At 58.7% G+C, this 21,609-nt stretch carries 22 protein-coding genes; 15 read left to right on the top strand and 7 right to left on the bottom strand.

Annotated features, from left to right (window positions below; translation table 11 throughout):
• Positions 1 to 79: 79 nt before the first annotated feature.
• The 10 genes from LOY55_RS14965 (at position 80) to LOY55_RS14920 (ending at position 8,662) form a co-directional block, all read left to right on the top strand.
• Positions 80 to 748, top strand: a complete 669-nt coding sequence (locus tag LOY55_RS14965; RefSeq protein WP_258668265.1) for a hypothetical protein — start codon at positions 80 to 82, stop codon at positions 746 to 748.
• Positions 705 to 2,540, top strand: a complete 1,836-nt coding sequence (locus tag LOY55_RS14960; protein ID WP_258668264.1) for an autotransporter — start codon at positions 705 to 707, stop codon at positions 2,538 to 2,540. The genes LOY55_RS14965 and LOY55_RS14960 overlap by 44 nt, the downstream gene beginning before the upstream one ends.
• A gap of 111 nt (positions 2,541 to 2,651) precedes the next feature.
• A complete protein-coding gene (locus LOY55_RS14955; RefSeq protein WP_258668263.1) occupies positions 2,652 to 3,716 on the top strand; it encodes a nitronate monooxygenase family protein in 1,065 nt (354 codons plus the stop codon).
• A gap of 149 nt (positions 3,717 to 3,865) precedes the next feature.
• Entirely contained in the window at positions 3,866 to 4,633 is a 768-nt protein-coding gene (gene modA, locus LOY55_RS14950; RefSeq protein WP_109784747.1) for a molybdate ABC transporter substrate-binding protein, read from the top strand.
• Entirely contained in the window at positions 4,634 to 5,314 is a 681-nt protein-coding gene (gene modB, locus LOY55_RS14945) for a molybdate ABC transporter permease subunit (RefSeq protein WP_258668262.1), read from the top strand.
• Between the two features lie 3 nt (positions 5,315 to 5,317).
• Positions 5,318 to 6,397 (top strand): molybdenum ABC transporter ATP-binding protein, encoded by a 1,080-nt coding sequence (modC, locus tag LOY55_RS14940; RefSeq protein ID WP_258668261.1) that lies wholly within the window; start codon positions 5,318 to 5,320, stop codon positions 6,395 to 6,397.
• 77 nt (positions 6,398 to 6,474) lie between these two features.
• Positions 6,475 to 7,515 carry a DNA topoisomerase IB gene (locus tag LOY55_RS14935; protein ID WP_258668260.1) on the top strand — a complete coding sequence of 347 codons (1,041 nt, stop codon included), beginning with the start codon at positions 6,475 to 6,477 and terminating at the stop codon, positions 7,513 to 7,515.
• Between the two features lie 72 nt (positions 7,516 to 7,587).
• Positions 7,588 to 7,809 carry a hypothetical protein gene (locus LOY55_RS14930; RefSeq protein WP_046027392.1) on the top strand — a complete coding sequence of 74 codons (222 nt, stop codon included), beginning with the start codon at positions 7,588 to 7,590 and terminating at the stop codon, positions 7,807 to 7,809.
• Positions 7,810 to 7,941: 132 nt separating this feature from the next.
• Entirely contained in the window at positions 7,942 to 8,172 is a 231-nt protein-coding gene (locus LOY55_RS14925) for a hypothetical protein (protein WP_007946177.1), read from the top strand.
• Positions 8,173 to 8,377: 205 nt separating this feature from the next.
• Positions 8,378 to 8,662, top strand: coding sequence for a hypothetical protein (locus LOY55_RS14920; RefSeq protein WP_046027393.1), 285 nt, complete (start codon positions 8,378 to 8,380; stop codon positions 8,660 to 8,662).
• A 5-nt stretch (positions 8,663 to 8,667) separates the two neighbouring features.
• Here the strand turns inward: LOY55_RS14920 and LOY55_RS14915 are convergent, their stop codons facing one another.
• On the bottom strand, positions 8,668 to 9,363 hold the full coding sequence (locus LOY55_RS14915; protein ID WP_109784743.1) for a TetR/AcrR family transcriptional regulator: 696 nt from the start codon (positions 9,361 to 9,363) through the stop codon (positions 8,668 to 8,670).
• Positions 9,364 to 9,541: 178 nt separating this feature from the next.
• Here LOY55_RS14915 and LOY55_RS14910 point away from each other — a divergent pair, with 178 nt between their 5' ends.
• The 4 genes from LOY55_RS14910 (at position 9,542) to LOY55_RS14895 (ending at position 13,133) form a co-directional block, all read left to right on the top strand.
• On the top strand, positions 9,542 to 10,378 hold the full coding sequence (locus tag LOY55_RS14910; RefSeq protein ID WP_258668334.1) for an NAD(P)H-binding protein: 837 nt from the start codon (positions 9,542 to 9,544) through the stop codon (positions 10,376 to 10,378).
• 249 nt (positions 10,379 to 10,627) lie between these two features.
• Complete coding sequence (locus LOY55_RS14905) at positions 10,628 to 12,412, top strand: DUF1538 domain-containing protein (protein ID WP_109784741.1); 1,785 nt, start codon at positions 10,628 to 10,630, stop codon at positions 12,410 to 12,412.
• A complete protein-coding gene (locus tag LOY55_RS14900) occupies positions 12,409 to 12,771 on the top strand; it encodes a P-II family nitrogen regulator (protein ID WP_077430220.1) in 363 nt (120 codons plus the stop codon). Before LOY55_RS14905 ends, LOY55_RS14900 begins: the two co-directional genes overlap by 4 nt.
• A complete protein-coding gene (locus LOY55_RS14895; RefSeq protein WP_258668259.1) occupies positions 12,768 to 13,133 on the top strand; it encodes a hypothetical protein in 366 nt (121 codons plus the stop codon). The genes LOY55_RS14900 and LOY55_RS14895 overlap by 4 nt, the downstream gene beginning before the upstream one ends.
• Before the next feature lie 37 nt (positions 13,134 to 13,170).
• Here LOY55_RS14895 and LOY55_RS14890 read toward each other — a convergent pair whose 3' ends face one another.
• The 5 genes from LOY55_RS14890 to LOY55_RS14870 all read right to left on the bottom strand — a co-directional run bounded on the left by LOY55_RS14890 (position 13,171) and on the right by LOY55_RS14870 (position 19,478).
• Complete coding sequence (locus tag LOY55_RS14890) at positions 13,171 to 14,490, bottom strand: outer membrane protein transport protein (RefSeq protein ID WP_258668258.1); 1,320 nt, start codon at positions 14,488 to 14,490, stop codon at positions 13,171 to 13,173.
• Between the two features lie 163 nt (positions 14,491 to 14,653).
• A complete protein-coding gene (locus tag LOY55_RS14885) occupies positions 14,654 to 16,555 on the bottom strand; it encodes an acyl-CoA synthetase (protein ID WP_258668257.1) in 1,902 nt (633 codons plus the stop codon).
• Positions 16,555 to 17,511 carry a fumarylacetoacetate hydrolase family protein gene (locus tag LOY55_RS14880; RefSeq protein ID WP_258668256.1) on the bottom strand — a complete coding sequence of 319 codons (957 nt, stop codon included), beginning with the start codon at positions 17,509 to 17,511 and terminating at the stop codon, positions 16,555 to 16,557. The genes LOY55_RS14885 and LOY55_RS14880 overlap by 1 nt, the downstream gene beginning before the upstream one ends.
• Before the next feature lie 175 nt (positions 17,512 to 17,686).
• Positions 17,687 to 18,778 (bottom strand): VOC family protein, encoded by a 1,092-nt coding sequence (locus LOY55_RS14875; protein WP_109784737.1) that lies wholly within the window; start codon positions 18,776 to 18,778, stop codon positions 17,687 to 17,689.
• A gap of 85 nt (positions 18,779 to 18,863) precedes the next feature.
• On the bottom strand, positions 18,864 to 19,478 hold the full coding sequence (locus LOY55_RS14870) for a TetR/AcrR family transcriptional regulator (RefSeq protein ID WP_046027403.1): 615 nt from the start codon (positions 19,476 to 19,478) through the stop codon (positions 18,864 to 18,866).
• A gap of 229 nt (positions 19,479 to 19,707) precedes the next feature.
• On the opposite strand from LOY55_RS14870, the gene LOY55_RS14865 reads away from it, so the two are divergent.
• Positions 19,708 to 20,973, top strand: a complete 1,266-nt coding sequence (locus LOY55_RS14865; RefSeq protein WP_258668332.1) for an NADH:flavin oxidoreductase/NADH oxidase family protein — start codon at positions 19,708 to 19,710, stop codon at positions 20,971 to 20,973.
• On the opposite strand, the gene LOY55_RS14860 is transcribed toward LOY55_RS14865, so the two are convergent.
• The gene (locus LOY55_RS14860) at positions 20,962 to 21,609 is read right to left on the bottom strand and encodes a TetR/AcrR family transcriptional regulator (protein ID WP_046027405.1); all 648 of its coding nucleotides are present in this window, start codon (positions 21,607 to 21,609) and stop codon (positions 20,962 to 20,964) included. The two genes, LOY55_RS14865 and LOY55_RS14860, sit on opposite strands and share 12 nt — an antisense overlap.

The raw sequence follows: 21,609 nt of genomic DNA, 5'->3' as shown, positions 1-21,609 counted from the left end.
GCGTTTCCAAGCGGTGCGACTATGCTGTTTTTCGCGGTACTGAAATACCCGAAAAGCTGTCTCGTCAATGGAGCTGACAATGCCTCACCCCCGCTTCCGTATCGTTCTGCTGATGCTCTGCCTGTTGTTTTTTACCTCGGTGCAGGCCGCACCGACGACCCATTCCGGGGCCCCTGCCAACGAGGCACCGTCGGCGCCGACCTGGCCTCAAGTTCTGACCAGCGGGGATACCAGGCTAACCGTTTACCAGCCACAGCTCGACAGTTGGGACGGTTACACCTTGCAGGCGCGGGCAGCGGTCGAGGCCACCGGCGCCGATGGAAAATCCACCTACGCAATTGTGCAATTCAGCGCCCATACACTGGTCGACAAAGCCACCCGCTGGGTTGCGCTCGATCAATACACCCTCATCAAAGCCGATTTTCCATCCAGCGCTGCGCAATCTGACACTTGGGTCGCGGCTCTGCAAAAAGACGCGACCGATCGCAAGAAAACCATTTCCCTCGATCAACTGGAAGCCGCTGTGGGGGTGCTTGCCGCCGAGAAAAAGTCCAGTGGCGAACCTATCGAGAACGCGCCGCCGGCAATCATCACCTCTGATGTACCGGCGATCCTGGTGTACATCGACGGGGAACCGGCTTATCGCCCGGTAGACGGCACTTCGCTGGAGCGGGTCATCAACACCCGCCCGCTGCTGCTCAAGGATGCTCAAGGATGCTCAAGGCAAACACTACCTGCATGTATTTGATGGCTGGATGATCGCGGATCAGTTGGGCGGCCAATACACGCCGGTGCCATCGCCCTCGGCCGAACTGGAGACAGCCAGGAAAGCTGCGATCCAGAGCCGTCAGGTCGACCTGCTGACCGATCAGAGTGATCCAAAGGACAAGATACCGACCCTGGCCAAGCCACCGATCCCGCAGATCCATATCGCCACCGCGCCGACCGAGCTGATCGTCACCGACCATGCGCCCCAGTGGCAACCGATTCAAGGCACCCAACTGCTTTATGTCACCAACACTACCGGACACCTCTTCAAGGAAATCGGTGACCAGGACAGTTATGTGCTGATCTCCGGACGCTGGTTCAAGGCAACTGACATGAAGGGGCCATGGACGTTCGTCCCCGCCGACAAACTGCCCACCGACTTCGCCAACATTCCCGATGACAGCGCCAAGGAGAACGTGAAGGCCTCCGTCGCCGGCACGCCACAGGCCAAGGAAGCCGCCATTGCGGCCACCATCCCGCAAACCTCGGCGATCAACAAAAGCGCGGTCAAAATGAGTACGCCGCAGTTCGACGGAGAACCGCAACTCAAGGCCATCAGCGGCACGCCGCTGCAATACGTGGTGAACACAGCAACGCCAATCATCATGGTCGACGCCAACAGCTGGTATGCAGTCGAGAACGGCATCTGGTTCAACGCCAGCTCGGTTCAAGGCCCATGGCTGGTCGCCACTTCCGTGCCGTCGGTGATCTACTCGATTCCACCGAACTCACCGATGCACTACATCACTTACGTCAAAGTCTACGAGGCCAATGGCGACACCGTGGTGGTGGGTTATACGCCGGGGTATCAGGGCACCACAATTGATCCGGACAGCGGCGTGGTGGTTTATGGCACGGGTTATCCCTATACACCGTGGGTGGGCAGCGTCTGGTACGGGCCACCCGTAACCTACGGATTTGGCGTCGCCATGCGCTACACCCCTTGGACCGGCTGGACATTCGGCTTTGGTTTCGGCTGGAGTTGGGGTGGCAGCACCGTGGCCATGGGTTGGGGTTGGGGCGCCTATCCCTGGTGGGGAAATTACGGCTGGGGGTATGCCTGGGGCCCTCACCTTTATCCGGCGCCATTGCCTTGGGCCGGCGGCGCCTATGGCTATCACGGTGGCGCTGTTGCCTGGGGCCCCGGTGGCTGGGCCGGTACAACTGGCAACATCTACCGCCAATGGGGTGATCGAGCGTCAGTCAGTCGATACGGTGCCGGCTACAACGCCTGGACCGGCAATCGCTGGGCGGGTGAGGTTGACTCTTCCTACAACTCACGGACCGGTGTCGCGGCAGCCGGTCAACGCGGCGCGGTGCACAACGTCTACACCGGCAATTATGCGGCGGGGCGCAGTGGCGTTGCTGTAGGGCCTGATGGCGGCGCGATCGCGGGGCAGCATGTAACAGTCGGCAATGCTCGTTACGGGACGCAGGTCGATGCCAACCGTGGTGCCGTTTACAACCCCAACACCGGAAATACCACCCAGTACGGCGGCATCAGCGGACGTAACTCAGGCGTAGGTCATGTCGGTGACAGCGTCTACGCCGGGCATGATGGCAACGTCTACAGAAAAACCGATGATGGCTGGCAGTCGATGGTCAGGGGCGGCGAAACTCGAGTCAACCCGGTGAACACCACGCAAATGCAAAGCCTGGATCGGGAGTCTGCCGCCCGCGACTTCGGCAACCAACGTTTTAACAACTACCACAGCTCCTCTCAGTTCATGAGTCATTCGTTTGGGGGCGGCGGTGGCCTGCATCGACGTTAAGCGCTGTTTTCCAGCCAGCCGGCCAAAAGTCGGCTGGCCCTGCGCCAGTCATTGCTGGTAAAAACCTGTTCTACCGTCCCTGCCCTGTTTTGATGTCGGAGAATCATTCCAATGAGCCAATGGCCAGACACCCGCATTCTTGACCTGCTTGGTATCGACGTGCCAATCATCCAGGCCCCCATGGCCGGCGCCAATGGATCGGCAATGGTCATCGCAGCGAGTAACGCCGGCGGTCTGGGCTCGATGCCTGCGGCCATGCTGAGCATCGAGCAACTGCGCGAGGAGCTGAAGACGATTCGCCAACACTGCCAGCGCCCATTCAACATCAACTATTTCTGCCATCAACCTCCGGCGCCTGATGAGCAGCGCGCCCGGGACTGGAAGCAACTGCTGGAACCTTACTACCGGGAGCTGGGCGTCGATTTCGAAGCACCGACGCCCGTTTCAAATCGAGCGCCGTTCGATGCCGCCGCCTGTGAGTTGGTCGAAGAGTTTCGCCCTGAAGTCGTGAGCTTTCACTTCGGCCTCCCGGAAAAATCCTTGCTGGATCGGGTAAAAGCCACCGGCGCGAAAATACTTTCCTCAGCCACTACCGTCGAAGAAGCTGTCTGGCTGGAACAGCATGGCTGCGACGCCATCATCGCCATGGGTTACGAGGCCGGTGGTCATCGCGGGATGTTCCTCAGCGAGGATCTGAGCAGCCAGGTGGGGACGTTCGCCTTGGTGCCTCAGATCGTTGATGCCGTGAAAGTACCGGTGATTGCTGCCGGCGGGATCAGTGATGCGCGAGGCGTTGCGGCCGCCTTCATGCTGGGCGCTTCGGCGGTACAGGTGGGCACTGCTTACTTGTTCACGCCAGAAGCCAAGGTCAGCAAGTCTCACTACACAGCGTTGCGCACGGCAAAAGAAAGCGAGACTGCCGTCACCAACATTTTCACAGGGCGCCCCGCCCGAGGAATTCTCAACCGGGTGATGCGCGAACTCGGGCCGATCAGCGATAAAGCGCCGACCTTCCCGCTCGCCGGCGGCGCGCTGATGCCGTTGCGAGCCAAGGACGAGGCAGACTTCAGCAACCTGTGGGCTGGCCAGGCGTTCCGATTGAGCGCTGAAATGACGACAGCAGAATTGACCCGACGCCTGGCAGAAGAAGCATTGGCCAAGCTGACCCGTCTATAAGACCAGCCCTGTAGCCGCCGCCAAAGGTTGCGGCAGCGGCACAGGTTTATGCGACAAACCAACACGTTCCGTTTAAAGGCATTTCGCTATATATTCTTTTATATAGCGATTACCCCCATTGCTGCACTCGCCTACCACGGAGCCATTTGATGACCAGTCGTGCCTCACGTTTTGCCCCTTCCTGCCTCGCCAGCCTGATCGCAGTCTTTGCTTTCGGCTCCGCCCACGCGGACGAAGTCCAGGTCGCCGTTGCTGCCAACTTTACTGCCCCGATCCAGGCCATCGCTGCCGATTTCGAGAAAGACACCGGGCACAAACTGGTCGCCGCGTACGGTGCAACTGGCCAGTTCTACACCCAGATCAAGAATGGCGCGCCGTTCGAAGTGTTCCTCTCGGCAGATGACACCACACCGCAAAAACTCGAAACCGAAGGCGACACGGTCAAGGGTTCCCGCTTCACTTACGCCATTGGCACCCTGGCGTTGTGGTCGGCCAAAGATGGCTACGTCGATGCCAAGGGCGACGTGCTGAAAAAGAACGAATACGCACACCTGTCCATCGCCAACCCCAAAGCCGCGCCTTACGGCCTGGCCGCCACTCAAGTACTGGCCAAGCTGGGCCTGACCGACAAGGTCAAGGACAAGATCGTTGAAGGCCAGAACATCACCCAGGCTTATCAGTTCGTTTCCACCGGCAACGCCGAACTTGGCTTTGTAGCCTTGTCGCAGATCTACAAAGACGGCAAAGTCACCAGCGGTTCGGCGTGGATCGTACCCGCCGACATGCATGACCCGATCAAACAAGACGCGGTGATCCTCAACAAAGGCAAGGACAACCCGGCTGCCAAGGCGCTGGTTGATTACCTCAAGGGGCCGAAAGCTGCCGCTGTCATCAAATCCTACGGTTACCAACTCTAAATGACGCTGACGAGTGCCGACTTCGCCGCCATCTGGCTGACCCTCAAACTGGCGTCCCTGACGACAGCCATTCTGCTAGTCATCGGCACTCCGATTGCGTTATGGCTGTCGCGCACCCGCTCCTGGTTGCGCGGCCCGGTCGGGGCGATCGTCGCCCTGCCCCTGGTCCTGCCGCCCACGGTGATTGGTTTTTATTTGTTACTGGTGCTAGGGCCTCACGGCGTTGTTGGCCAGTTCACTCAATCGCTGGGGCTCGGCACCCTGACATTCAGTTTTGCGGGGCTGGTCGTCGGCTCGGTGCTTTATTCAATGCCGTTCGTGATTCAGCCGCTGCAAAACGCGTTCTCCGCCATCGGCACTCGTCCGCTGGAAGTCGCCGCAACCTTACGTGCCAATCCGTGGGACACCTTCTTCAGCGTGATCCTGCCGCTGGCGCGACCCGGTTTTATCACCGCGGCGATTCTCGGATTCGCCCACACCGTCGGCGAGTTCGGTGTGGTGCTGATGATCGGCGGCAACATTCCGGACAAGACCCGCGTGGTTTCAGTGCAAATCTACGATCACGTTGAAGCCATGGAATACACCCAGGCCCATTGGCTGGCCGGGGCGATGCTGGTGTTCTCCTTTGCAGTATTGCTGGCGCTGTACTCCAGCCGTAAAACCAAAGCGGGCTGGAGCTGATCGATGATCGATATGCGTCTGAAACTCAGCTATTCGGGGTTCGCCCTGGACGTGGACTTGCAAGTGCCCGGTCGTGGAGTGACGGCACTTTACGGACACTCGGGCTCGGGAAAGACCACTTGCCTGCGCTGTATCGCGGGCCTGGAGCGAGCCCAACAGGGTTTCATCCGGGTCAACGATGAGGTCTGGCAGGACAGCGAAAAGAAGATTTTTGTCCCGCCGCATAAGCGCGCTCTGGGTTATGTCTTCCAGGAAGCCAGCCTGTTTTCGCATCTGTCGGTGTTGGCGAATCTGGAATTTGGCCTCAAGCGCATCCCGAAACAACAGCGTCGGGTCGACATGGGTCATGCCACGGAACTGCTGGGAATCGGCCATCTGTTGGAGCGTCACCCGCAGCACCTTTCCGGTGGCGAACGGCAGCGAGTCGGCATCGCCCGTGCGCTGCTCACCAGCCCGCAACTGTTGCTGATGGACGAACCGCTGGCAGCGCTCGACAGTCAGCGAAAAAACGAAATCCTGCCGTACCTGCAACGCCTGCACGATGAACTGGAAATCCCGGTGCTGTACGTCAGTCACTCGCAGGATGAGGTGGCCCGACTGGCCGACCATATCGTCCTGCTCAGCGAGGGCAAGGCACTGGCCAGCGGCCCCATCGGAGAAACCCTCGCGCGCCTCGACCTGCCAATGGCGTTGGGCGACGACGCGGGTGTGGTGATCGAGGGGCACGTGAGCGCGTATGACGCCCACTATCAGTTGTTGACCTTGCAGTTGCCTGATACCGACCTGGGCATTCGCGTAGCCCATGCACCTATGCCGCTTGGCCAGGCACTGCGTTGCAAAGTTCAAGCGCGCGATGTCAGCCTGAGCCTGCATGGCATCGAGCAAAGCAGCATCCTCAATCGCTTGCCGGTAACAGTCATCAGTGAAATCGGTGCCGATAATGCCGCCCACGTGCTGATCCGCCTGAACGCCGCGGGCACGCCTTTGCTGTCACGCATCACCCGCTATTCTCGCGACCAGTTGGGGGTGCATCCCGGACAGCAGCTCTGGGCACAAATCAAAGCGGTGGCTGTCCTGGCTTGAATCCGCTGGCACGACGGCGAATGGGTGCGGTCAATGGCTGTATTGCCCCCCTGATTTGTCGTCGAGGATGACGCGCCATGGCCGATACCGCGCTGCCAGATGTATTGCCACCCGACCTGCACTATGTCGATGACACGCAGCCCGGAATCACCCGCAAACTATTGCGTGGAAAATTCAGCTACTTCGACCCTTCCGCTCAACGCATTACAGACCCGGACGAAATCAAACGCCTCAATGCCCTTGCCGTGCCGCCGGCGTATACGGAGGTGTGGATTTGCGCCGACCCACGCGGCCATCTGCAAGCCACCGGTCGCGACGCTCGCGGTCGCAAGCAATACCGCTACCACCCGCGCTGGCGTGAAGTGCGTGATGCCGATAAATACTCGCGCCTGCGGGACTTTGGCCAGGCGTTGCCAACCTTGCGTAAACAGCTCGAAACGTTGCTGGCGGCGCCCGGCTTCAGCCGAGACAAAGTCATGGCCACTGTCATCACCTTGCTCGATGCGACATTGATCCGGGTCGGAAACACGCAATACGCCCGGGACAATCGCTCCTATGGCCTGACCACCCTGCGCAGCCGTCACGTTGAAGTCAACGGCAGTGCGATCCGGTTCCAGTTTCGCGGCAAGAGCGGTGTCGAGCACCAGATCACAGTGAAAGACCGGCGCCTGGCACGCATCATCAAGCGCTGTCAGGACATTCCCGGGCAAAACCTGTTTCAGTATCTGGATGAAAACGGCGAGCGGCACACCATCAGTTCCGCCGACGTCAACGCCTACCTGCAAACCCTCACGGGCGCCGATTTCACTGCCAAGGACTACCGCACCTGGGCGGGCAGTGTGCTGGCGTTGTCCGTGTTGCGCGACATGCCGTGGGAACCGGAGTCGGAAGCGAAACGGCAAGTCGTGGAGATGGTCAAAAACGTCGCCAGGCAACTGGGCAACACGCCTGCGGTGTGCCGAAAATGCTATATCCATCCGGCAGTGTTCGACGCCTTTTGGCTAGGAGCCTTGGCTGAACTGCCCCGACCCAGGTTGCGTAAAGGGCTCAGGCCAGAGGAAGTCGGGCTGGCAATGTTCCTTGAGCGAATGATCGCCACTGCTGAAGCGACGAACTGACCTGTCTATTTTTTGCACGATCACAAAGAACTTCTATAGTTGATCTGAACAAGAATTAGCTACGGTGACGCCATGGAAGACATTTTCGTTGTGAAGCGATGCAACAAGATCATCATTCATGGTCGCCGAGCCGGAGAAGCGGGTCACCCGCCACCCGACGCTGCCGTCTGGTATCGCATCGCCGACACTCGCACCCAGGGTTTCATCGGCGATGGCTACGATTCTGAAGCGGATGCCAGAAAAGAATGCCAACGGCTCAATGCCACGTCGCAACTGATGGTCCGTCAAGGTTGATGACCATTCACCCGTCTGCTGCGGGACTATACTGAGAAATAGCTGAAGGATCAGTGACCCCATCGGCAGACAGCTCGCACCCAGCGGGCTTTTTGCTGCCAATTGCCAGGTTCTTCAACGGAGGTGTTTGCCATGTCCGAAAAAGAGTCCATCACCACCCTCCTCACCCTGCTTGACTCCCGCCAGGCTCGCCTTGCTGCCGCGTGCAAGGAAATTGCCGACTGGGTCGATCATCAAGGAGGGCACCCTACAGCCCTCAGAATTCGTGACCGGCTGAACGACATCGAAAAAGACACGCCTCTGATTCGAAACACGCTGTCGTCGTTGAAACCTGTCGACCCGCCCCTCCCACGGTTCAGATGATTCGATCCGGACACGCGACGCGAGAACAGGGCCTGTTTCAGGGCACATGAACGGCGACCTCATCGTCACCGTGTTCGCCCCTGCCTGAGTATCTGCCGCTCCCCCAACCCGGCCTTGCGCTGGGCTTTTTTTGCTCGCAACACAGCGATCGAACGCTGTCGTTCGCCAGGGGTCAAACCATCACACGTCGCGAAGGAGACGTACCATGGTCACCCACTTCAAAGTCAGCGGGCATCTGGCCTGCGGTCACAAGGGCAGCAACCTCACTTCCACCCAGGAATTGAATCGGGTGAAATGCCGAAGCTGCCGAAACACCGATGCGTACAAGGAAGCGCGCAAGGCCCAGCGCAATGCAGCACGCCGTGCCGCACGCAAGACCAAAGCCACTCACACCGCCAATGATTGGCGTGCCGCCTGGGTCGAACGGCTCTCCGCCATGGCCGGGTTGCAAAGACTGCCTCGTGGTTTTGCCGGCCAACCTTTTGTTTAACAGGCTCAGTTGACAGCAGGGTCGACTTCGCTCGACCCGGTGCTGCCCAAAGCATCGCTTGCGGGTGCCATGATTTCCGCGAGCGACATGCGTTTGAACGCATCCACCAGTCGCCGCCCCTCTTCAGGTTCGCAGGTGATGGCCAACCGCATGGTCGCTTCACCCAGTTGCCAGATTAAAAAAGCGGCATCCGCAACGCGCTGCACATCACTGCCTGGAAATACCCGCAGCATCGCATCGGTCAGTAGCCGGCCCGCCACACGACTCTCTTCCAACTCCAGCGCCACCAATTGCTTGTCGGCCTGCATCCCCGACCAGATATCACGCATCGCGGGCTCTGCCTGAACAATGTCGAAGTATTGATCGAGCAGGTTCGCATAGGCCTCGCGCAACCCTGCCGCGTCCTGAACCGCTGCCAGTGCGGCTTCGATACACCGGCGACTCTCGGCGTTATAGCGCTCGGCCAGTGTGCGGATCACCGAGCTCTTGTCTGGAAAATACTGATAAAGCGACCCGATCGATATCTCCGAGCGCTCGGCAATTTCACTCATCTTTAACGAATCGCTGCCCTTGGTCGCGATCAGCTGCGTTGCCACGGCAAGGATTCGCTCCAGCCGCTCGCGACTACGTTGTTGCGTGGGATTACGTCGCGCTGGCTCTGAAATGGTTTTCTCGAGCCCGGTGGTGGCTTTCTTCGGCACTGGCGTGATTCTCGATTAATAACGTGACAAGCACTCACCTTAGCACCGCCTATCCACACACCCAAGGAGATGGCCATACGTCGGTTTCCGTTCTGACGTTGGTTGACGGCAGAACATGAGCATCTATCATCTTTTTAACGTGAGTATTGCTCACATTAAATCGACGGAGATGAATGCGATGAACACCACCCAAAAAACCATCCTCATTCTCGGTGGCACGGGGAAAACAGGCCGGCGAATCCTCCAGCAATTGCAATCGGCTGGACGCCCGGTGCGCTCGGGTTCTCGTGGTGCAAATCCGCCCTTTGACTGGGAGGATCGAATCACCTGGGATGCGGAGCTTGATGGCGTTGATGCCGTTTACATCTCCTTTCAGCCGGACCTCGCCGTTCCTGGCGCCGTCGAAACGGTCCAGGCGTTTACCGACCTGGCCGTCAAACGTGGCGTGAGCAAACTGGTGCTGTTGTCCGGGCGCGGAGAAGCCGAAGCTGAACAAGCCGAACGCGTCATACAAAACAGCGGTGTCGACTGGACGATCTTGAGAGCCAGCTGGTTCTTCCAGAACTTCAGCGAAGCGCATTTTCTGGAGCCCATTCTTCAGGGCGAACTCGCCCTACCCGTCGGCAATATCGCGGAGCCCTTTGTCGACGTGGAGGATATTGCCGAGATTGCTGTCCAGGCGCTGACCCAACCTGGACACTCACGCCAGCTGTATGAACTGACGGGCCCACGGGCGCTGACGTTCGCCGAGGCGGTCGATCAGATCGCTCAAGCGACCGGTCGCGATATCCGCTTCCTCGCCGTGCCGCCGCGAGCCTATAAAGAGGCCTTGGAACAGGAACAACTTCCCGCCGGGTTAATTGACCTGGTGCTGTACCTCTTCACCACCGTGCTCGACGGGCGCAATACCCCCCTTGCCGACGGCGTCCAGCGCGCACTTGGCCGTCCGGCACGTGACTTTACCGATTATGTTCGGCGCACCGCAGCGACGGGTGTTTGGGCGAATGAAGGATGAGCAACACATTCGCTGCGCACTCAACATGAGCTCAATACCTGTTCGGTCATGCCGACCTTGACGACACAGCTCGCAACACCCGGACACAAATGCGCAATCAGCACCTTGACCGAAGTCAAAACTTCACCTGCTCAGCGTAGGCAAAATTGTTCGCGGCCGGAATAGCACATCGGCTGTTAACCCGCGCCGCGACAATACGAGAGCACCTGTTAGTCGTACACCGGTAGATCAACCTGAACAGATGAGCCTATGAAAGACTCCATTCGCTACGCCGACTACATGCATATGATCGGAGCCGGTCGCCGCGAAATCCCCATGCGTGAACTGGTGTCCGCCCCCGTTCGCGATGCCGATGGCCGCTGGCAGGCCGCGCCCCACAAAACGGCGAAATTACGAGCTGGCGAGATCGCCGCCATCCTCAAGCCTTATCTCAATGTCCGGCTGATGGAGCAGGTTCGCGCCGTGGTGCCCTTGGCCCTGTACCTGGTGCTGTTTCAGATCATCATCTTGCGCCAGTTGGTGGAGGATTCGCTGCTTGTCACGGGCGGCTTGTTCGCCGTGATCGTCGGGCTGATGTTGTTTATGGAAGGGCTGAAACTCGGCCTGATGCCTTTCGGCGAAATAATCGGCAGCAACCTTCCGCGCAAGTTATCCCTGCCTGTGGTGTTGCTGGTTACCCTGCTGCTGGGTATCGGGGTGACTTTCGCCGAACCCGCTATCGGCGCGCTGCGCGCCGCTGGGCAGAACGTTTCTGCGCAGCGCGCCCCCTACCTCTGGGCGATACTCAACCAATGGACCAGCGAACTGGTCCTGGTTGTGGGGGCCAGCGTCGGTCTGGCCGCTGTAACCGGTACGCTGCGCTTCCTCTACGGCTGGAGCTTGAAGCCGTTGATCTATTTATCGCTGGCGCCCGTGCTGTTGCTGACGGTGTACATGTCCAGTGACCCTGAGCTTGCGAAAGTTATCGGCTTGGCTTGGGATGCTGGCGCGGTCACCACCGGGCCGGTCACTGTACCGCTGGTGCTGGCGCTGGGCATCGGCATCGCGGCTGCCGCCGGCAAGGGCGGTTCCGGGCTGTCCGGGTTCGGTATTGTCACCTTGGCTTCGCTGTTTCCCGTCATCGGGGTAATGCTGCTGGGCCTGTACGTGGCGGCTATCTCCTCGCCGGCGGAAATCGTCGCCGCCGCGCAAGCCGCTACCGAGGCCGGACAACTGGCGGCACCCTGGCACGAAGTCAGCCCCGGACTGGAGATTGTTTCGGGACTGCGGGCCATCGTGCCTTTGGTGATATTCCTGATGGTTGTGCTGAAACTGCTGTTGCGCCAGAACCTGCCGCGGCGCGGCGAGATCCTTCTCGGTATCGCACTCACCGTGGTGGGCATGTGCGTGTTCAATCTCGGGTTGACCTACGGTCTGTCGAAGCTGGGAGGAAGCGCGGGGTCGCTGATTCCGGCGGCCTTCATGCAGACACCCGGCGCGGACAACTCCCCTCTCTATATCTATCAAGTGGGACTGGTGCTGGCCTTGGCGTTCGCCTGGGTGCTCGGGTACGGGGCAACCGTCGCCGAGCCTGCGCTGAATGCGCTCGGCGTCACCGCCGAAACCCTTACCAACGGTTTTATCCGCAAGCGCAGCCTGATACGTGCTGTATCGATAGGCGTCGCCTGCGGTATTGCCGTAGGTGTGGCCAAACTGGTGTTCGGCCTGCCACTGGTCTGGCTGGTGGTGCCGCCCTATTTAATCGCTGTGGTACTGACGGTTTTTTCGACCGAAGAGTTCGTCAATGTGGCCTGGGATAGCGCCGGTGTCACCACGGGGCCCATCACCGTGCCGCTCGTTCTGGCCATGGGGCTGGGGCTGGGCAATGCCACTAACGCAGTCGAGGGTTTCGGCATTCTTTGTATGGCATCCGTCGGTCCTGTCATCAGCGTCATGCTGCTCGGACAGTGGGCCCGTTTCCAGCTGTGGAGACAGACAAAGGCCGCCACACAACAGCCTGCAAATCAATTATTGAACACCGGAGAAGCGGGATGAAAGCTGAAGGGATTACCTACCTGACTGACGTTGCACTGATCACCTGCATTGTCCCCGTCGGGCGTGCCGACCTGGTGATCCGTGCGGCGCAGGGCATGGGCGCACCAGGCGCCATTGTCTACCACGCCCACGGTCTTGGCCCCCGTGAGCGGCACGGCCTGCTCAGCATCGCCATCGATGCGGAGAAAGAAGTGGTCAGTCTGCTGGTCGCGGCCGACTATCAAGACGCAGTACTCGAGGCCATCTACCACGCGGCCAACCTGGATGTTCCCGGTGCGGGCATGATCTATGCGACACCCGTGGAAAAAGTCGCCACCTACATTCCCCGCGAAATGCTGGAACAAGGGAGTGCCTCATGAGCGTGGCGGTTGCGGGTATTCCGGGCGGCGCGGCAAAACTCATTACCTGCGTGTTGCCCGACGATGGTACGGAACGCAGGCTGCTACTGCTGTTGCAAGAGGCGCATGGCATTACGCGCGCGGACAGCGTGAGTTGCCGCGGCGTGGCCGTACTGCAGGCCGCCAAAGCCCCCCGCAACGAGGTGCCGGAGGCGGTTCTCTCCCGGGTGGTCAACGTGGTGGTGGATGAAGCCCAGGCCGAGACGGTGTTCGACTTCATTTGCACACACGCCGGGCTGACCGAGCCGGGCAGAGGCTCGGTGTACATGATTGCGTTAAATTTCGCGACGCCACTGGTGATGCCTACGGACGCAACGCAATAACGCAGCGCGAAGGTTGAGGACTCTTAGGTCAGGTCGCTTAGTACCGATAGGTAGCCTGCACTGAAACTCCATTCGCACTGTTGTCGTAGTTGGCACTGTATTCAGGTTGAACACCGGAGTTGTTCGGCTGCTTTACGGAAACTTTGGAATCCCAGAGATAACCATAAGCGAAGTCTATCGTCAGATCGGAATTCGGTGAGTAAGCCCCCCCCAAAGTCACGGCTTGGCGATTCCCAACCGGAATGCGCACGCTGCGATCGGCATTTCTGATTGGCGACGGGTCATAGGCGTAGCCTGCGCGCAACAGCCATTGTTGGTTCAATTGATAGGAGGCGCCAACTGCAGTGCTCCACGTGTCGCGCCAGTTCATTTCTTCGATCACACTTCCCAGGCCAGCCGCCTGACCCACGGGGGAAAGACCGCTGTTGATTGCCTCGACCTTCTGGATCCGGCTCCAACGTTTCCAAGTGGTCCCCAGATAGCCCGTCCAGCGACTATTGAAATGATGGGTGATAGACGTGTCCACGGATTCGGGCATAGTGAGGTCAATCTTGTTGTCATACTTTCCGTCCAGAAGGATCACGCTCGGGGAGCCAGAAACCTCAGTATGCCCTTCGAGTTCATAGTCCACCTTCGAGTGATAGTTGATCCCCCAACGGGTTGCCTCAGTAAAGTCAACCAAGATGCCTACGTTGTAGCCGAGTGCTGTGTCATCGCCTTTGATGGTGACCAGTGTGTCCTCGCCGTTGTTCAGAGCGCCGGTGGCCAGGTAGTTTTGAAGCTTTGCATTGAAGTGGTTTATGGTCGGTCCGCCACCAATGGACACGTAATCATTGATCCGCCAGGCAATGGTGGGCTGAAGGGTAATCTCCTTTGTCGTGCTATAGGAACCATGGTAGCGGCCTTGAAAAGTGCTCTCGTAATCATTGATCAGACCACTCGGAGCATAGAGACCCAGGCCAATCGAAAAACGATCGTCAAGTGGCGTCGACATATAAGCGAAGGGCACAACTCCCAACGGCACGGAGTCCCCTTTATTCGTTCCTGTGGCACTGCTCTGTGCATCACTGATGTCGTCGCTCACCGAAACGACCGCCGCACCACCGGAAATCTCAGTGCGCTTCAACTTGGTCAAACCTGCGGGATTTCCATAGATGGTGCTGGCGTCCAGCGCGGAAGATGACCTTCCCGCATAAGCAGTTCCCGCACTGCTTGCACTTTGTTCGTTTAAGGCAATGCCATTGGCGCTGGCAATAGTGGAGGCACTGAGTAGTGCGATGGCGCTGCTGAATTTAATCCAGACAGCACACTTACGCTGAGCAGAGAGACACGGGATCACGCGGCTATTCAGTTTCATTTTCCACCTCTTGTTTATTGTTTTTGTTGATTGCACGCAGGCAAGGCTTCGCCGTCCTGTGCACTTTTCAGTGCCGGCTGGAGTTGATCGATGGTGTGTAAAACACCCCGACTGAACAGCGCCAGGGCATAACTGCTGGACTTGCAGATTGCGAATCAGGAACTCAATTAATCCACTCGACTTGAAAGCTGTAACGCCCCAAAAGCGGAGCCAGGACTTCCTGGTCGGTGCCGGCCCTGACGCAGGCAACCTGCCCACGACGATTGTCCTGCACGACTTCAACAGCAATATCCAAAAGCCCCAGACGTTCGACTTCCTGCAGGACTACTTTGGCAATCTCCCGCTGCTGCAAAGCCGGCTTGAATATCTTGCCCACGGCCGTCAGTGGCAGCGCGTTGAGGATTTCAATGCGCTTGGGAACTGCTGCCCGCTCGCTGATGTTGTGATGTGCGAATATCTGGAGCTCTTCGGCGTTGCACACTTGTCCGGGGCGTAGTTGAACGTACGCAACCGGCACCTCGCCCGAGTAGGCATCGGGGCTGCCGATTGCAGCGGCCAAGGCGACGGCGGGATGCGTCTGAAGAGCCTCCTCGATTTGCTTGGGATCGATGTTGTGGCCACCACGGATGATCAGTTCCTTCTTGCGTCCGGTCAGCCAGAAGTAACCTTGCGCATCCTGGCGACCCAGATCGCCTGTATTCAGCCAGCGCTGACCGTCGATATCGATCCAGAGGCCCTGATTATGACGCTCCTCCAGATAACCCTCGAAGAGGTTCGGACCACTGATCGTGATGAGGCCGATCTCATCCACGTTGGCGTCGCGCAGGTACTCTCCCGAATCATTGAGCAGGACCGCGCGCATATTCTGGTAGGCGATCCGCATCCCGATGGAGCCGATATGGCGCTCGCCATGGGGTGGATTGATTGAAGAGACGCAGGCACCCTCGGTAAGACCGTAACCTTCAAGGATCCTCACCCCGGTGCGGCGCTCGAACTCCCGGAAAAGCTCAGCCGGCATCGGTGCGGCGCCACACATGGCAAAGCGAAGACTGGACAGATCCCGGCCCTGCCATTCATTTTGCAGAAGTGCGGCATAGACAGTTGGCACGCCGGAAAAGAGGTTGATGCCGAAGTGCTCGACCATCTCCCAGAATCGTGGGATCACCCCCTCGCCCCGATACCCCTGAGGCGTCCCGAGGATCACATGGTCGCCTTGAGTCCAAGGCATCAGCCCAGTCACCAGTTGGCCATTGACATGAAACAGCGGCAGGCCACAAAAAACAACCTGGCCACCACTGCGTGGCTGCAAGTGAGCCGCTACGGCCCATGCGTTGAATACTTCCGAGCCATGAGTACGCGCGGCGATCTTGGGGAGCCCGGTAGTGCCGCCCGTACAGATGTAGGAGGCGCACTCATCCTGACGAATTTGTCGACCGCTCTTCAGGTGTGTGTGCGGCTGAGTGTTCATCAGCGATTGCCAATCGTGGATCGCGATGCCGCTGTGTAAGTCTCGTTCCTTCAGCGCCACGGCTTTCAGAGCTCCACGTACAGGTTGCGCGACATAGGGCTCCATGCTGACCCAGACAACAGACTTGACCGTGGGCAACTGATTCAGCTGCGACGCCAATTTGGGCCACAGGTCACTGCCCGCCATCGGCGCGAGCGTCACCACCACGGATGCCTTCGCGGCATTCAACAAGCCAGCCAACTGCTTGGCTTCAAGCAGAGGATTGATCGCCATGGCAATCCCCGCCGCCTCCCCGCCCCATAGAGTGAAGTGGGTTTCCGGCAGGTTGGGCAGGATGAAGGCAATCACCTCGCCCGGTTTTATGCCCAGGTCATGGAAGGCATTTGCCGCGCGGGTGATATCCGCGAAAAGATGGGAGTAGTTCCACTTGTAGGTGCGTTTGAAATCGGCGGCATCGGCGAAGAAACTGAGCGCTGGTGCCTCGGGGGAGCGCTCGGCCGCCTGACGCAGAACTTCATAAGTGCTGCTAGCCAGGCCACGCTCCGACAAGGGGACGCGTTCGAGGCTTTCGATGTCATCCAGGGTCTGCACTACCATCAGGCTTCCCCCACGACGCGGTTGCGTTGTACGCCGAGGTCGATCACACCGTCGGCGCTGCGAATGCGCGCCTCGACCACGTCACCGACCTTGAGATACTGCGTCCGGCCTTCCTGCGCCTTGAGGAAAAGCTTCCACTTGGTGGCTTCGGGCAGCAGGGCTGCAATGCGCATTTTGGCAGGCGAAGGGATCGTCAGGGCACAGCCGGCAGGCGTACCGGTGGCGATCAGGTCTCCAACGGCGAGATTTTGCAAGGCGGAGAGTTCAGTCAAGGTTTCAGCGGGGCCGTAAACCAGATTGGCCGTGCTGTCGTTCTGTCGCACCTGGTCGTTGACTGTCAGGCGTAGCTGCAGTGCTTTCAGGTAATGCATGCTCTTGGCATCCAGAAGGCAGAGGTACGGGCCGACCGGGCCGAAAGTGCGGTAGCTCTTGCCTTTGTAAAACTGCATCTGGGGAATCTGAATGTCACGAGCCGAGTAGTCGTTGACAATGACGACGCCTGCTATGAACTCATGCAGATTGGCGTCTGTGACAGCAATAGCGCCGGTGATTGAGCGCTTCATCACAAGACCCAGTTCGATCTCGTAGTCAAGGAAGCGCACGTGGCGCGGTTTGATGAGGTCGCTGTCAGCCGCCACCAGGCAACTCGTCGCCTTGGTGAAGATCATATTGAATTTCTTCGCATCCGGGTCCATGCCCGACTCGATCATGTGCTGGCGGTAATTGGCACCCTGGCAGACGAACTGCTGGTTACGGGTTACCGGAGACAGCAGTTTTACTTCACCCTCCTCCAACTCCGAACCTTTCAGTTGAGCGAGGTCGTCGATACTGTTCTGGCGAATGAAGTCGCCGGTGGTTTCAAAGACACCGGGAACAACTGTGATACGGCCCTGGCGTAGCACGCCCCAATGGATACCATTCTGAAATTCAAAGCGGACTACGTGTACTGCAGACATTGAAGGCACTCCTGGAGCGGTGTTTTCCCCGTGCTCGATGGCACGAGAATTCTGGTGTTGTTCTGAGGGCGGGCTGGTAACGCTGTAAACCATCGAGACGCCGGCGATCACAGCGCCGGCTTTGAGCACATCGCGCCGGCCATATCTGATTGAACGGCCTGACATGGCGACAGCTCTACCCGAACATCCGCATGAGTGTTACCAACTTTCGAATGGTCAGGTCCGGGCTGCGTCGCAGGTTGCGGATCAGCAGTAGCAGATTGGCCAGGCTCATCTTGGGTTTGGTAAAACTCTTGGGCATGCGCTGCCCCCACTGCGCCATTGCCTCGGGGCTGACCGGATGAATGCCCGTAGGCCGAGTGGCCGTGAAAAGATCCCCGTCGCAGTAGTGCTCGTGCTTGTCACCCCAAGGGTCTTGCCAGTAATCGAAGATCTGACTGCCCAGAATGTGTCGGCCGATACCCCATGAGTGCTCCCAGCCGCGGTCGCGCAAAACGCGCTGCCCCATACCCACGGCGTCTGCATCGACGACTTCATAGGCGCTATGGCTGTAGGTAGCCATGAACCCTTGGGCAATCGCGAGCGTATGGTGAGCTGCGGGGATGTCACCGAGGTCAAGGCGCATGAAGGCGACGATAGGTGTGCCATCGGGAAGTACCTGCACATCGCTGGGAATAAACCCGAAATGCTGCGTATACCAGGCACAGGTTGCTTGATAGTCGGCCACTTCAATGACGATGTGGCCAAGCTTGAGGACTTCAGGGGGAGCAATCGGCGGGCGCTGCGTGGCGTTGATTCGCGGTTGTTCCGTCGCCAGATTCCAGTTGAGAGGAGTTCTATGGGCCAGCGTCTTGCATGGCGTCTGGTCGCAGACGGCTTCCACAATGAACCCAGAAGGATCCGTCAGTCTGACGTAATACCCTTTACCAGGATGTTCCGATTTCTCGACCGATGACGCACCCGGGATTCGAGTGAGCTTTTCCAGTTCGTCCAGAGACTGCACGGCAAGTCCGAACCCGATGAAACGTGCATGTTCGGCCCGTTGGACACGGTAACAATATGCAGTGGCGTCAGTGGCCCGCATATAGAGCGTATCGGCCTCCTGCCGACTTACCGCCAGGCCGAAGTCAGTCAGGAACCGCGCCGCCTCATCCAAGTCCGGCCGCTGGAAGATCAGGTGCGTCAGATCCCGGGCCTTGACCGTCGGCTGAGGATGCCGGGCGGGCTGTTGCGTCGCCAACCGATGCAATTCGATTTTATTGTTCATTGTTCTTGTTTTCCGGTTTTTTAGGGCAAAGCTGTCCCGAACCCCTGAAAATTCAGGGGTTTATCCAGTCAAGTCAGTTACGGATTTAGTCGAGAGATGAAAGTGCCGGCAACTCCATGGTCGCCAACGCACGCGCCTCCTCTGACGGCACACCCAATGCCCGCAGTACCAGCTCGGCGGTATCAGAGCCCGCCTCGCGCCACGTCCGGTGACCTTCCAGTACCAGGAAAATCGAGCCGAGTACGCTGCTCGATATCAGCGTCAGTACCGAGAGCAATTGCTCCTGCGCAAACGTGTAGCGCCCAGTGGTAAGCCCGCTCAGGAGATCCCTGGTCGCCTGGCTGCTGAACATTTCGCGCAACGCAGAATTGCTCATGGCAAATTTATGGATGAACGCGCCCCACTGGGAGTCTTCGTGCGCTCGGCGAATGAAGAATCGAATGCCATTGGCCAGGCGATGAGCAGGATCCGTGAGGGAATTGAAGCTCTTGTTGACGCGTTCATGCATCTCCCTCGCGAGATGACTGGCAACCGCCTCGAACAGGCTTTCCATGCTGTCGATGTTGCTATAGACCGTTCCGCGCGCCACGCCTGCCTCTTGTGCGAGGTCGAGAATATTCACTTGTGAGGTGCCTTTTTCAGCGAACAGGCGAAAGGCGGCTTGATGAATGCGGCGTTGTGTTGGATTCAGGGATTCCACGGTTCTCTCTCCAGGATTACCTTATGGGTTGATTGAACACTCGTGTTCATTTTACGTCAACCATATTTTTTAGCATGTTGGTTTCTCTGTCTGAATAATGGGCTTAAACCTATATAATCCGATTGTCTTGATCGATGATGCCGGGTCAGAAAAAGTGCTGCACATTGACACAACTGAACACGCATGTTCAATTATGTTGACTGACTCTTTATCAGCTGAAGGACAGAACATGACCGGCTCAAATCTCTTCAAACCGCTTCGATTGCCCAACGGCACGGTGATTCCAAACCGGATCGCCAAGGCTGCCATGGAGGAGAACCTTGCCAATGAGGATCACGCTCCAGGGGAAGCGCTGGTCAAGCTCTATCGGAGTTGGGCGGAGGGTGGTGCCGGTCTGATCATCACCGGCAACGTCATGGTTGACCGTCACGCCTTGACCGGCCCCGCTGGTGTAGTGCTTGAGGATGATCGGAACCTGGGCAAATTCAAGCTTTGGGCCGAGGCTTGCCGCAGCCGTGGGGCCCAGGCCTGGATGCAAATCAATCATCCCGGACGGCAGCTGTTGGCTTCAATGGGGCAATCGGCAAGGGGGCCTTCCGCAGTGGCGGTCGATATCCCCGGACTTTCAAAAGCGTTTGTGCCGCCCAGGGCTTTAGAGGAGCAGGAGATCGAAGAACTGATCGAGCGCTATACCCAAGCGGCGGTGCTGGCCGAGCGCGCCGGATTCACCGGCGTGGAGGTTCATGCAGCGCATGGCTACCTGTTCAGCCAATTCCTTTCGCCCTTGACCAATCGGCGCGAAGACCGCTGGGGCGGTAGCCTGGAAAACCGCGCGCAAATTGTATTGAAAACCATCGACGCAATACGTCAGCGAGTGGCACCGATCTTTTGCGTCGCCGTGAAGCTCAACTCCGCGGACTTTCAGCGTGGCGGGTTCAATGCCGAGGACGCGGCTCGCGTGGTGGAAATGCTTAACGAGAAGGCGGTCGACCTGGTCGAATTGTCGGGTGGCAGCTACGAAAGCCCGGCCATGCAGGGACAGACCCGCGATGGCAGCCGCTTGGCGCGAGAAGCCTATTTTCTTGAGTTCGCGGAGAAAATAGGAGAAATAGCGTGCATGCCGCTGATGGTCACCGGCGGCGTGCGTAGAAAGGAGGTCGCCGAGCGAGTGGTGAGCGGCTCGGTGTCGATGGTCGGACTTGCTACTGCGTTGGCAATCGAGCCAGCCCTGCCGAAACAGTGGATGGCGGGTCGCGACATTAAAGTGGAGCCCATCGTCGTCCGATGGAAGAACAAGACGTTGGCGTCACTTGCCGTGGCGTCGGTGATCAAGAAGCAACTCGGCTTGCTGAGCCAAGGAAAACGGACAAACCCCGCGACGTCGCCACTCATGGCGTTGATCGGCAATCAGTTGAAGGCTCGTCGCCAGGCGAAGAGCTATCGGCGATGGATTGATCAAGCCTGGCAAAAGGATGACATCCGTTCAGACCGGTAGCGGCTTGCCGGCAATCTTCCTGGCTCTGGCAGGCGTGACGCCCAGAGCCTGGAGAACCATTTCGGCAACCCGCAGATCGTGCTCAGCCACCGCCCGCCCCTCGACAACCGAGCGCATGGCTCCGGTTGTGCACGACAAGACAATATCCAGAGCGACACCTTCGTCCTCGTAAGCAAACGTGCCCGCTCGCTGTCCCTCACGCAGATCGCCCAGTACATGGTCAGCCAGACGCGAGCGCATTGCCTGGTCGAAATGGATGATGCGCAGCAGCGCATTCGCCCATTGCTGGTCGGCCGCGGCCCGGCATACAAACATGCGCACGCCGATCGAAAGCCTCTGTGCGCCGCAGTGCACGTCCCTGCTCATGGCGGAAATGGCATCGGAGAACTCGGCGGCCATGGCGATGCCCACCGCCTCCAATACCTCGTCGCGAGTTCGAAAATAATTGTAGATGGTGCCGTTGGATACCGCTGCTTCCGCGGCGACCTCGAGCAATGCGATCTCCCCCACTTCCTTACGTGCGATAAGGCGTAATGCCGCGTCCACGAGACCGCGACGGGTGCGCTCACGTTTCTTGTGACCTCTCGTTAGAGGTTCTGGCGCGTCAGATTCTAAAGGAAGAGTGGGGGAATGCAT

Source organism: Pseudomonas sp. B21-040, from assembly GCF_024748695.1.
In the GTDB taxonomy this organism is placed as follows: Bacteria; Pseudomonadota; Gammaproteobacteria; order Pseudomonadales; family Pseudomonadaceae; genus Aquipseudomonas.
Note: the sequence above shows the minus strand (reverse complement) of the source record. Positions and strands in the feature narration are given on the sequence as shown.